This window comes from Bradyrhizobium sp. 191 (assembly GCF_023100985.1).
In the GTDB taxonomy this organism is placed as follows: Bacteria; Pseudomonadota; Alphaproteobacteria; order Rhizobiales; family Xanthobacteraceae; genus Bradyrhizobium; species Bradyrhizobium diversitatis.
The window spans coordinates 3,595,987-3,607,866 of sequence record NZ_CP064692.1; the positions used below are offsets into that span (position 1 = coordinate 3,595,987).

An 11,880-nucleotide genomic window follows, 5' to 3' on the forward strand; every position below is an offset into this window, starting at 1 on the left:
CCATCCACGGCTTTCCACGAGCAAACAAGAACGTGGATGCCCGGGACAAGCCCGGGCACGGCGACCCGAACAATCATCCATCAAACCCGAATCCAACGGAGACCACCATGACCAAAGTTCTCGTCCTCTATTACTCCGCCTATGGCCATATCGAAGCCATGGCCAATGCCGTCGCCGAGGGCGCGCGCGAAGCCGGCGCCACCGTCGACATCAAGCGCGTGCCGGAGCTGGTGCCGACCGAGGTCGCGAAGGCCTCGCACTACAAGCTCGACCAGGCCGCGCCGGTCGCTAAGATCGAGGATCTCGCCAACTACGACGCGATCATCGTCGGCACCGGCACCCGCTTCGGCCGGATGGCCTCGCAGATGGCGAACTTCCTCGACCAGGCCGGCGGGCTGTGGGCCAAGGGCGCGCTGCACGGCAAGGTCGGCGGCGCCTTCACCTCCACCGCGACCCAGCACGGTGGCCAGGAGACCACGCTATTCTCGATCATCACCAACCTCTTGCATTTCGGCATGGTGGTGGTCGGCATGAACTACGGCTTCGCCGGCCAGATGAAGCTCGACGAGGTCACCGGCGGGGCGCCCTACGGCGCCACCACCATCACCGGCGGCGACGGCAGCCGCCAGCCCAGCGCCAACGAGCTCGCCGGCGCACGCTATCAGGGCCGCCAGATCGCGGAGACCGCCAAGAAGCTGCACGGCTGAGCTGCACGACTGAGCTGCACGGTTCGGCTTTGCATGGCTGATGCGACCTGGGCGGCGTTCTCATGCGGGAATGCCGCCCCATCTGCAGCTCGAGCGCAATGAGATCAGGACGAATCGTCATTGCGCCTTGGCTCTATTATTGGAGCATGATCCGTTCGGAACGCTGCTGCTCAGCCTTCCGGGATCATGCTCCAGGATATTCGACGAAGAACGATACGAATGGCCTTCGAACTCTTGTTGATCGCGCAGATGATCCGCAAGCCCGCGCAGGCGCTCGCGCGTCGCTGGTATTGTCGCAGCCTATTCCGCGCCTCGCGCGGCCGGCTTCGCTGCGCCAGTTGCACGGGATCGTAGAGCCTGCTCGGCCGGCGCGAACGCTGCACCCTGCAGCACTTTATTATCGGATTCCCTTGCCCATCGCCCGCGCCGCGAGGGAGGCGAGTTTCGGATAGCGGCGCAGGCTCTGCGCGGCGTGGTCGCGCCAGGCGTAGGGCAACCCGCGCCAGGACAGCGCCACGCTGACATCGGTCAGCGGCACCCTCTCGGCGCCGAAGCGCCGCTTGTAGTCCTGGTTGCCGATGCTGAGATCGAAGCGGCGGATGCCTTGCGCATGCAGCGCGGCCATGGTGCGCTCGGTGACGAGCAGACCCGGCGAACAGCTCGACCATGCATCGCTGGCGTGACTGATGCGCAGCAGGAGATAGGTCGCGCCATGCTTGACGCCGAGCGCGGTGGCGACGACGCCCTCGTCGCACACCAGCGCCGAGGCAATGGCATAACCTTCCGCGACGCCATGGCGGACGACCTCGCGATAGAACCGCGCATGGGTCTCGTCGTTGAGGACGAACGGCGAGCCGAGTTTTTGCATGCGCGCCTGCTGCTGCATATCCATCACGTCCAGCAGTTCATGCGCGCGCCCGACGTTGGTGGCGATCTCGAAGCGCGCGCCGGCATGGCGGCTGAAAACTCGCCAGCAGCGCGGCATCTGCAGGCGCTTGATCGAGGCCTGGTAGTCGCGATAGTCATCGCCCATCAGCACGAGATTGCCGTTGAGCGAGGAGGATCCGATCCGCCCGAGCGACACCAGCGGATTGGGCTTGCCTCCGACCTGCGCCGGCATCTTCCTCAGGCGGAGCAGATCGAAACGATCGGGCAACGCGCGCAAAGCGTCGATCAGCGCCTTGTTGATCGCATCCGTCGCCTCCGCATCCAACGTAGCATCGAGCGCCAGGATCGGCGCATTGTTGTCGGAGACCCCGAGGTCTGCGAACTCGACGATGCGGATGCCACGCCTGACATGGCCGATCATCGGCACGATCGCGATGTCCTTGCCAGTGGCGGCATCGAAGATCACGGCGATCAGCGGGGAGACGTCGTGAAACGCCCCGTACCAGGCGTCGAGCCAGTCAACATGCTGGAACGCGGTGCGGTGCCCGGTGCTCAGGCGCGAGGCCACGTGCCGCCAGTCACGCGCGAAATCGATTGCGATTCCCGACGTGCTGGACACCTGGCCGTCTAGTTGCTCGACGCTGAGAAACGTCATTCCGCTGGACATACGATTACTGAATGTTTCCCGATAGATTATGTTTTGCTGCAGACCACAAGCAACCTCGCCGCTTATCGTTAAGCCGGTGTCACCGGCGGCTTGGCTGCGACAAGCTGTCAGCGTTTCGACTCTATTTGCTCGACGCATTGGAACCTTGCCAGAAAGTGCAGGCCGGCCACGGCAAGAGCGAACATGAACCAGATCGGATTCTGCCGTTCGAGCAGGAAGGTCTCGGTGGCTCCGTAGTACAGGCCGAACAACCACACGGTCAGGAACAGCTTGGCCAGTGCGCCGCTGCGGCTGTGGGCCTGGGCCGTCTGGAAGTTGCCGAGCGGAGCGACCACGAAGGCGAGGATCACGAGCATCAGCCCCGGCAGACCGATGGTGACCGCGAGGTCGAGATAGCTGTTGTGGCTGTGCGCCGCGGTTGTCGCCCATTCGGCGCCCTGGGCGGTCTGCCGCGCGGTCACGTCGTCCCAGAACGCCGCATAGCCGTGACCGATGATCGGCTTCTCCGCGACGGCCGCGAGCGCAAACTCCCAGATCGCGGAACGGCCGGTGAAGGTGGGATCGAGCGGAAGCAGCCGGGTCATCGCCCCGAGCGCCGGGCTCATGACGCTGCCGACCGTCAAAAGGTTCATCAGGATCAGCGGCACGAAGCAGATGATCCGCTTCAGCCACAGGCCCGGCGTGACATAGACCAGCGAGGCGAGAGCGTAGATCGCAAGGCAAAGCACCGATGACGTCTTGCCGCCGGTGAAGATCAGGAAGATGCCGGCCAGCGCTGCGACCGCCGGCCCCATCACGAACGAGCCCACGGCGCACAGGTAGATGCCGACATAGACCAGGATCGTCATCACCGGCGAAGCGATGTTCTTGTGGGCAAAGCTGCCGCGCCAGTCGCCGGCAAGTTGCGGCTCGGTGATGTCGAGGGCCGTGTGGATCGCGTATTGCGGCGCGAGGAAGACGCCGAGATAGCAGAGCGCGAGCAGCATGAGCGCGGCGATGCCCAGGCAAAGGTTGAAGCTGCGCTGCGTCGGCGGCAGCAATGGCAGCAAGACGGCGAGCGAGGTCACGCTGGCCGCGAGCACGAACCGCTGGAGCGAAACGCCGCGGTTCTCGGAGAAGGCGATGTTGATCAGCAGCCAGCCGACGAGGCAGAGGTGCAGCGGCGTCACCAGGGTCCTCAGCGACGGAGCATCGGTGGCGGCGGCGAGCAGAACCGCGACCACAGCCAGGAGGCCGAAGGAGATGTAGGTCAGTGCCATGCGTCCGCCGACGACGGCGACGAGGTCGGGATTGCGCAGGTCCGGGAACGGATCGAGCGTGACCAGCACCAGCAGCAGCGCCGCGACGGCGACGAGGCAGCGCGCCGCGTGCGCGGCATTCAGCCTCGCGAGCCTATCGCGCAGGACGTGGCCGAACGACCGGGTCTCGACGTCGGTGATGTCAGCGGCGCTGCGATCCAAGCTGCAATCCATGGGCAGGTGATGGAGCCGGGGAAGCTCCAGGTTCTAGCTCATCCCCGTTAACCTTCCGTCAACCAGCATCGCGACGATGGCGGACACTGGTGCAGCCGGGCTGCAGCCGCACTCTTCCAGATTTGGTACCGGCGCGATGGCACCGGCTTAACGCTAATACACGAAACCGGCGCCGCGCAGACCTTCGCGGCGACGCTGCGACCGTAATGAGGATATCATCCGCAACGGCCGAGATTGCCTTCGCTGGCGTTGGCAGCGCGGCAGATGCGCCCTGGTTAATAGTCCATTAAAAGACGAGCCGCCGCTTGATCACCGCCGACGACCTTCTCGAACTTCCGGTTGCGCCGCGCGCGCCGGCGGGCCTGCGCAGCCTGCTGCCGGCGAATTCGGTCGCGGTGTCCATCGTCATTCCCGCCAAGAACGCAGCAGCCTATCTCGCCGAAACCCTCGCGAGCGCGCTGACGCAAGGCGATGTCGGCGAGGTGATCGTCGTGGACGACGGCTCGACCGACGATACCGTGGCAATCGTCCGCGCCGTGCGCGATCCGCGGCTGCGCCTGTTGCACAACGACGCTGCCGGCGTGTCGGCGGCACGCAATCTCGGCGCCCGGCATGCGAACGGCGAGTGGCTTCTCTTCCTGGATGCCGACGACCGCCTGCGGCCCGGTGCGGTCGCGGCGCTGCTGTCGGCGGCGCGCGGCGCTCCGCGCGCGATTCTCGTCTACGGCGACTACAATACGATCGATGGCGAAGGACGGCAGATCGGCCGGCGCGACCTGTTGAGGGGACGCCGCAAGCCGTCCGGCGACGTGCTGGTGCAGCTCACGGCCGGGAACTTCATCGTCAACGGCGGCATTGTGCTGACACGTGCGGACGCTTTCCGCGCCGTCGGCGGCTTCGACGTCTCGCTCAGATATTGCGAGGACTGGCATTGCTGGTGCCGCCTTGCAGCGATCGGCGAGTTCGCATTCGCGCCGAAGCTTCTGCTCGACTATCGCCTGCATACGTCCAACACGATGAACGCGGCGGTGCGAACCCCGCAGGATTTCCTGCCTGCGGTCGCGCGGGTCTTCGACGACGGGCTGATCCTGGCGCGACTCCCCGAGGGCGCGGCGAGCGGATTGCGCCAGGCCGCCGAGATTCATCTCGTCACCTATTCGGCGATGCAAGCGGTTCGCTTCGGCAGATATCGCGAAGCCTTCGCCTATCTCGCGATGATCGGCCGGCTATCGCTCGGATCGCTGCCACGCGCCGCGATCAGGGTCGCGCTCGCCCGCTTCGGCATCTAGTCCGCCGCGCGGCATCAGGACACGATCTTCGAGGCCTCATAGGGCCTCGGCTCGAGCCCGAAGGCCGCCAGGGCGGCGCCAAGCGCAACCATCACGGGATGCATCGCGACGACTGCCTTCGACGAGCTCAGCAAGGCTGCGGCGCGGACCAGCGACAGCGGCACCCGCCCAAGCATCTGCGCGAAGACTCGCGCACGCGCCGCCGTGGTCTGCGCGGCCTTGTACTGTACGCGATAGTTGATCGCACCGATGCGCAGGCCGCGCTTTGCGATCCAGCCGAGGCTGGTGCGGTTGTGCGGCACGGTCTCGGTGATGACGGCCTCCGCCGTCCAGTGGAACAGCATGCCGGCATCGCGGCACCGCACGAAGAAATCACAATCGCCGCCGCCGAGAAAATTGAAGCGCAGGTCGAACGCGGGACGATCGAACCGTTCGAAGGCGGCACGCGTGATCAGACAATTGCCGCACCCATAGATCAGCGGCACCGCACCGCTATAGTCGTAGGCGGGACAGAAGGCGGGATGACGCGAAAGCCAGGGCTTGCTGTCGTCGTCGAAGACCGGCAGCACCGGCCCGCCGACCACGTCGGCACCGGTCGCCTCCGCAGTGCGGACCATCAATTCGAGCCAGTCGGGCGAAGCGATCTCGTCGTCGTCGATCATCAGGAAACGCGTCGCGGCGGGAAACAGCCCCTGCGCAGTCTCGAATGCGGCGTTGATCGCCTGGCAGTTCCCCTGCCGCTTCTCGACGAGGCAGACGCCCTGGAGCCGGCCATCGGCGAGATATTCAGCGGCGACCGGCGCGCTTTCGCGCCGCGCAGCGTCGTTCTCGACCATAACGACGGCAAAGGAGCGGGGTGTACGCTGGCTCGCCAGCGAGTCCAGGGTCAGCCGCAGATGCTGCGGGCGCCGGAAACAGGGAATGCAGACGACAATTCCTACCGACAGATCGATGACGCGGGAGCTCGCCACGATCTCCCGGTTGGGATCGCACACGACGTCCGAGATGCGCGTGGCGGACAGGTCTGTCGGGATCAATGTCATGACGTCCTAGATGGCCGAGATATGTTGAGAAAGCCCTGCTTCGATCGCGCGGATCGGCCTCGTGCCGCGATGGCACGTCGCTGCGGGACAGATGCGTGCCAAAATGACCGATCGGCGCGCGGCACATCCGCCACGCCATCCCGGTGATCTCCAGTCATCCTGGCACGACACCATGCACTTAACCGCCTTCGCGTGTTTCTGCCGCAAAACCTCGCACGCGTGCTAGTGCAATTCGCGGTCCAGTGCGCCGTCGACGTCTCGACATGAACAATGCCGTAGTTAACGCCTATACGCATTAACCCGACCGTAAGCACCGCGATCGGTGAGACGGCGCGGCATCGGATTTGCTCTTCGGGCGAGCGAGTCTTTTCCTGTAAATTTGAATAGAACAAGCGCGGCCAGAAAATCATGAACAAGCCAGCCACGATCGACTTCGCGACAGCCACGGCAATCAATGTCTCCGCGGCCATAACACCCACCCAGGCGCTCCATGATCTCGTTCCCGGCGAGGCCCGCGACAGCCTGCTCGCCGTCCACGACGTGCTGTGCCGCGACCTGCCGCAGGACCGGCTCGCCATCTATGAGGCCGGCGGCGGCTCGTGCAGCGTCCTGCCACCGGAATTGCTGAGCCGCAGCAAGGTCACGGTCGTCGACATCGACGAGGACCAGGTCCGCAACAACACCTACGCCGACGAGGCGATCCTCGGCGATGTCCAGACCTACCGCTTCGGGCGCGAGACCTTCGATCTCGTGATCTGCTACAACGTCATCGAGCACCTGCCGAACGTCGACGCCGCGCTCCTGAATTTCCGTGACGCGCTCAAGCGCGGCGGGATGATCCTGATCGGCGCGCCCAATCCGCGCTCGCTCTCCGGAGTCGTCACCAAATATTCGCCGCACTGGTTTCACGTCTGGTTCTACCGGCACATCCGCGGCATCAAGGACGCCGGTCTGCCCGGCGAGCCGCCGTTCCCGACGTTCTTCCATCCGCTGGTGACGCTACCCCGGCTCGAGGCTTTCGCGACCGCCAACGGCCTCGAGATGATCTATCGTCGCGAGGTGGAGAGCCCGCGCTACCCCGAGATGCGCCGGCGCAAACCGTTGTTTGCGGCCCTGGTCGACGCCGGCGCCGCGATGCTGAACGCCGTGCTGCCCCGCGGCACCGACGTCCGTCGCGGCGACTATCATGTCATCCTGCGGAAGCGCTGACGGCCATGACCCGTGCCCGGCCCATCGCTGGACGAGCGGCAGCGCGCGGCCACGTTGCGCGCGGTAACGAATCGTTAATCCCTGGACGATCCCGGTATCGCGAGCGTCACGAGGACGCGCGTAGGGGTGGCATGCGCTTAAACGCTTTGTTTGCCATTTCCGTGAATAGTCCTTCAGCGAGTATGGTTAATTTTCCCTGTTGCGTTGATTGGGCACCCATATGCCGGGTGCGTGGCGTAAAGCGAAGAGTAACCCCTCAGCCCGCGGCAGTTGGAATGAAAGCTGGGGATCATGCTTGACTATAACCAGCCGATCGATCGGACCGGACCGGCGGCCCCGCAACGGAAGCCTCAGGCCGGCTTCAACGTGCTCGAGCTCGTCAATTTGCTCTGGCGGCGAAAGGTCGCGATCGCGGCGGCCGCCCTGCTCGGCGCGACGCTCGCGGTCGTCGCCGGAAAGAGCGTGACGCCCCGCTACACCGCCACCGCTCAGCTCTATGTCGACCCGCGCGAGCTCCAACTCGTCGATCGCGAGCTCACGCCCCGCGCCCAGGACATCTCCGGCATGTCCATGGTGGTGGAGAGCCAGGCGCGCCTGATCACCTCGAACAGCGTACTGCTCCAGGTGATTCAGCAGGCGGGTCTCGACAAGGATCCGGAATTCGGAGGCGGCGACGGCAGGAGCCTGATGTCGTCGCTGCTCGGCCTGATCGGCCTGCACCCCCGCGCGCCATCCGCCGCGGAGAAGAATGAAGTGCAGCTTGCTGCGCTCGACGCATTGAACAAGCACATCACCGTCCGCAAGACCGAGAAGAGCTTCATCGTCGACATCGAGGTCTGGTCGACGGATCCCGCGAAAGCGGCGATGCTGGCCAACACGCTGACCAATGCCTACCTCGCCGAATCCCGCAGCTCGCAGGCGTCGGCCGCACGGCGCGCTACCAACGATCTCTCCAGCCGCCTGAAGGAGCTGCGCGACCGGCTGCGCAACGCCGAGACTGCGCTTGCCACCTACAAGGCCCAGAACAATTTCGTCGGCACCCAGGATGCGCTGATCAGCGACCAGCAACTCTCCGCCAGCAACCAGCGGCTCTCCGCGGCCCGTGCTGCGACGATGGATGCGCAGGCACGGCTCGACCAGATCGAGGCGAGCCGGCGCACGGCCACGGATGCAGGTGCGATCCCCGAGGCGCTGCAGTCGCCGACGATCGCCAATCTGCGCGCGCAATATGCCGACGCCCGCAAGAAATATGCGGAGCAGGCCGGCGAGCTCGGGCCGCGCCATCCGGCGCTGCGCCAGACCGAGAAGCAGGTCGAGGACCTCAAGCGTACCATCAACGAAGAGATCGACCGCTTCGCCCAATCCGCCAAGAACGATTTGACGCGCGCCCGCGATTTCGAAGCCTCGCTCAACCGGGCGCTGGAAGCGCAGAAGCGGCAGAGTGTCCAGCTCAGCCAGGCCGCCGTGCGCCTGCGCGAGCTTGAGCGCGAAGCCGATGCCAGCCGCGACGTCTATCAGTCCTTTCTCAAGCGCTCCCGCGAGACCGAGGAGCAGGAGAGCCTGAACACGTCGGCAGCCCGCGTCATCGGCGAGGCGACGGTGCCACAGCGGCGCTCGTTCCCGCCCGCGATGAGCTTGTTCGCCATGATCGGCTTCATCTTCGGCGCGATCGCGGCCTCGAGCTGGTTCGTCGCGGTCGAGTTGCTATTCACCGGAGCGATCGCACCAGCGCCGGCGCCTGCCCGTCCGCAGCGCACGCCGGCGCCGGATGCAGATGCAATGAGAGCTCCGCAGCGCGCGCCCCCGCCGGAGGCGTCGCCGCCTCCGCCGGCCTCGCGAGCTCCGGAAGTTGAAGAGATCCCGCGGGAACTTGCCGCGCCCCCGCTCCAGCCTTCGATGGTCGAAAAGCCCGTGATCGACAAGCCGCTGATCGCACGCTTCCAGGAAGCCGACGTCATCCACACGCTCGGCGCCATCCTCGCTACGGGCGGCGGCGTCGACCTCACGCGGCTGGGCTGGCCAACGCTCCGCCCCGGCTTTCCCCTGACGACACTGCTCAACGCCTGGCGTGACATGCGCGCGGCGGTCGTCCGGCGCGCCGGCGGCAAGGCGATGCCGGTCATCGCGCTCGTCGGTGCCGGCGAGACCACCGGACGTAGCGTGACCACGCTGAATTTCGCGCTGGCCGCCGCCCGCGACGGCGCCCGCGTGCTGATGATCGATGCCGACCATCAGGCACGCTCGCTTTCGAATAAGGTCAGCCGTCCCAGCAGGAGCGAACCGAGCAGGCTCGGATGGCTCTCGATCGGCAGCAAGGACGCACGCGAGATCAAGACGGTCAACGGCATCTCGGTGCTGCCCGCCGCGGAGGGCGATGCCGACAAGGCTGCCGCCGCGATCCGCAAGGCGATTGCGCAGGCCCGTTCCGCCGGCGGCTATGATCTCGTGATCCTCGACGGCCCGGCGATGCCGCTCTCGGCCGGCGGCCGCAAGCTGCTCGACGACACCGACTCGCTGGTGGCCGTGCTGCCGACCAGCCTCGACGTCAACGACAGCCTGGAAGAGATCCTGGCCGCGCTCGGCCCCGCCGAGCGCAAGCTCGTCGGCGTCGTGCTCGACGAACTCACCCCTGCAATCCAAACGCGCCATCGAGGCAGACAATATGCTTGAGCGCCGCGTCAACCTCGACGGACGGGCAGCGACTGCCGAGGTGCCGAGAATCACCGTGGGCGGGCTTCGTATGGCCGCGCTCGACCTGGAAGCCACCGCCGATTTCATGATCGAGGCGACCGATCCTGACAGTCGCATCGGCCGTCCGCTGTTCCTGACCTCGGCCAATGGCGAGGTGCTGGCGCGCTGCTCGACCGAGCCGCAGACCGAGCGCCTGTTCCGCGCCGCCGACCTGATCAATGCCGACGGCCAGCCTCTGGTCGCGGCCTCGAAACTGCAATCCTGGTTCCCGCTGCCGGAGCGCGTTGCGACCACGGACCTCTTCCATATCGTCGCGCGCAAGGCTGAAGCGGTCGGCCGCACGTTCTACATGTTCGGCGCAAGCGAGGCCGAGAACGCCGCCGCGGTCGAGAACGTCCAGAAGATGTATCCCAGGCTCAAAATCGTCGGACGCAGCCACGGCTATCTGCGCGGCGAGGCGCTGCGTGCCAAGGTCGAGGAGATCAACGCCCTGGCGCCGGACTATCTGTGGGTCGCGCTCGGCGTGCCCAACGAGCAGGCATTCGTGAAGGAGTTTTCAGCGCATCTGACCAATGTTGGCGTCATCAAGACATCCGGGGGCCTGTTCAACTTCTTGTCCGGGAGCCGTTCCCGCGCGCCGCAATGGATGCAGAAGATCGGGCTCGAATGGGCCTGGCGCACCTTGCTCGAGCCACGCCGTCTGCTGTGGCGCTATTTGACCACCAACCCCCGCGCGCTCTATCTTCTCCTCAGCCGCAACCGCCCCATCCGCTAGAAGAAGAGCAGAAGACGACATGACCGACCGACCGACCGTCCTCGTCACCGGGGGTGCGGGCTATATTGGCTCGCATGCGTGCCGCGCATTGACCGCCGCCGGCTATCAGCCCGTCGTTTATGACAATCTCTCGACAGGTCATCGCAGCTTCGTCTCCGGCCCGCTGGTGACGGGCGATCTGCTCGATGGCGCGTTGCTGGCGCGCGCTTTCGCCGACCACAAGGTCACGGCGGTGATGCATTTTGCGGCGGCGAGCCTCGTCGGGGAGTCCATGACCGACCCGCAGAAATACTACATCAACAACGTCCAGGGCACGTTGTCGCTGTTGCAGGCCATGCGCAACGCGGGCTGCCATCGCATCGTGTTCTCCTCGACCGGCGCCGTCTACGGCAACGCCGATTCCAAGGCGCTCCCGGAAGACTTCCCCTGCGCGCCGATCAATCCATACGGCGCATCGAAGCTGATGATCGAGCGCATGCTCGCCGACTACCGCACCGCCTACGGCTTTGGTGCCTTCTGCCTGCGCTATTTCAATGCCAGCGGCGCCGATCCGGCCGGCGGGATCGGCGAGCTGCGCGACAACGAAACCCATCTCATTCCACGCGCCATGATGGCGCTTCAGGGACATGTCGACTTCGCGGTGTTCGGCGACGACTACGACACACCCGACGGCACCGCGATCCGCGACTACATCCACGTCACGGACCTTGCGGCCGCGCACGTCGCGGCACTGAAGCTTCTGGATCAAGGACATGCCGGCGGCAGCTTCAACCTCGGCACCGGTTCCGGCTTCTCCGTACGCGAGATCCTCGACGCGATCAGGCAGGAGGCCGGGCGCGAGGTGCCACACAGCGTCAAGCCGCGCCGGGCCGGCGATCCCACTTATCTCGTCGCGGATCCTTCTGCCGCGAGAAACGTGCTGAACTTCGTGCCGCGCCACTCCGATCTGCCTACGGTGATCCGCACGGCCTGGGCCTGGCACCAGAAGGCGCATCCGTTCAGATCGCGCTAGGCGACCGTATTGCAGCTTGCCGGCGGGCACCTTAAGCCGCTAAAGGGAATGAAGAGACTATGAAAGCCCGCACCGGCCGCTTTTCCGGCCGCCGGGCGCTCGTGGTATGGCCGCCGATGGAGCGGCA

The 11,880-nt window shown here is 65.7% G+C and carries 9 protein-coding genes; 6 read left to right on the forward strand and 3 right to left on the reverse strand.

The features are described 5' to 3' along the window. The first annotated feature begins 107 nt into the window (after positions 1 to 107). Positions 108 to 707 (forward strand): NAD(P)H:quinone oxidoreductase, encoded by a 600-nt coding sequence (wrbA, locus tag IVB23_RS16675; RefSeq protein WP_247804302.1) that lies wholly within the window; start codon positions 108 to 110, stop codon positions 705 to 707. Positions 708 to 1,104: 397 nt separating this feature from the next. Here the strand turns inward: wrbA and IVB23_RS16680 are convergent, their stop codons facing one another. Continuing rightward, positions 1,105 to 2,250 (reverse strand): GNAT family N-acetyltransferase, encoded by a 1,146-nt coding sequence (locus IVB23_RS16680; RefSeq protein WP_247804304.1) that lies wholly within the window; start codon positions 2,248 to 2,250, stop codon positions 1,105 to 1,107. 119 nt (positions 2,251 to 2,369) lie between these two features. Beyond that, positions 2,370 to 3,722 (reverse strand): O-antigen ligase, encoded by a 1,353-nt coding sequence (locus tag IVB23_RS16685; protein WP_247804306.1) that lies wholly within the window; start codon positions 3,720 to 3,722, stop codon positions 2,370 to 2,372. 317 nt (positions 3,723 to 4,039) lie between these two features. Between IVB23_RS16685 and IVB23_RS16690 the strand changes: the two genes are divergently transcribed. After that, a complete protein-coding gene (locus tag IVB23_RS16690) occupies positions 4,040 to 5,023 on the forward strand; it encodes a glycosyltransferase (RefSeq protein WP_247804308.1) in 984 nt (327 codons plus the stop codon). Between the two features lie 14 nt (positions 5,024 to 5,037). On the opposite strand, the gene IVB23_RS16695 is transcribed toward IVB23_RS16690, so the two are convergent. Next, positions 5,038 to 6,066: a glycosyltransferase family 2 protein gene (locus IVB23_RS16695; RefSeq protein ID WP_247804310.1), complete on the reverse strand. Its 1,029-nt coding sequence runs from the start codon at positions 6,064 to 6,066 to the stop codon at positions 5,038 to 5,040. A 408-nt stretch (positions 6,067 to 6,474) separates the two neighbouring features. On the opposite strand from IVB23_RS16695, the gene IVB23_RS16700 reads away from it, so the two are divergent. From IVB23_RS16700 to galE, 4 genes are all read left to right on the forward strand, one after another. Next, positions 6,475 to 7,275: a methyltransferase gene (locus IVB23_RS16700; RefSeq protein ID WP_247804312.1), complete on the forward strand. Its 801-nt coding sequence runs from the start codon at positions 6,475 to 6,477 to the stop codon at positions 7,273 to 7,275. A gap of 291 nt (positions 7,276 to 7,566) precedes the next feature. Further along, the gene (locus IVB23_RS16705) at positions 7,567 to 9,945 is read left to right on the forward strand and encodes a Wzz/FepE/Etk N-terminal domain-containing protein (RefSeq protein WP_247804319.1); all 2,379 of its coding nucleotides are present in this window, start codon (positions 7,567 to 7,569) and stop codon (positions 9,943 to 9,945) included. After that, positions 9,938 to 10,741: a WecB/TagA/CpsF family glycosyltransferase gene (locus IVB23_RS16710; protein ID WP_247804320.1), complete on the forward strand. Its 804-nt coding sequence runs from the start codon at positions 9,938 to 9,940 to the stop codon at positions 10,739 to 10,741. The genes IVB23_RS16705 and IVB23_RS16710 overlap by 8 nt, the downstream gene beginning before the upstream one ends. Positions 10,742 to 10,760: 19 nt before the next feature. Beyond that, positions 10,761 to 11,753 carry a UDP-glucose 4-epimerase GalE gene (gene galE, locus IVB23_RS16715; RefSeq protein ID WP_247804322.1) on the forward strand — a complete coding sequence of 331 codons (993 nt, stop codon included), beginning with the start codon at positions 10,761 to 10,763 and terminating at the stop codon, positions 11,751 to 11,753. The last annotated feature ends 127 nt before the right edge of the window (positions 11,754 to 11,880 follow it).

What these genes read in the sequence shown, in the direction of transcription:
- IVB23_RS16710 (WP_247804320.1), top strand. Translation starts at nt 9,938, where the DNA reads ATGCTTGAGCGCCGCGTCAACCTCGACGGACGGGCAGCGACTGCCGAG.
- IVB23_RS16700 (WP_247804312.1), top strand. Translation starts at nt 6,475, where the DNA reads ATGAACAAGCCAGCCACGATCGACTTCGCGACAGCCACGGCAATCAAT.
- wrbA (WP_247804302.1), top strand. Translation starts at nt 108, where the DNA reads ATGACCAAAGTTCTCGTCCTCTATTACTCCGCCTATGGCCATATCGAA.
- IVB23_RS16705 (WP_247804319.1), top strand. Translation starts at nt 7,567, where the DNA reads ATGCTTGACTATAACCAGCCGATCGATCGGACCGGACCGGCGGCCCCG.
- IVB23_RS16680 (WP_247804304.1), bottom strand. Translation starts at nt 2,250, where the DNA reads ATGACGTTTCTCAGCGTCGAGCAACTAGACGGCCAGGTGTCCAGCACG.
- galE (WP_247804322.1), top strand. Translation starts at nt 10,761, where the DNA reads ATGACCGACCGACCGACCGTCCTCGTCACCGGGGGTGCGGGCTATATT.
- IVB23_RS16695 (WP_247804310.1), bottom strand. Translation starts at nt 6,066, where the DNA reads ATGACATTGATCCCGACAGACCTGTCCGCCACGCGCATCTCGGACGTC.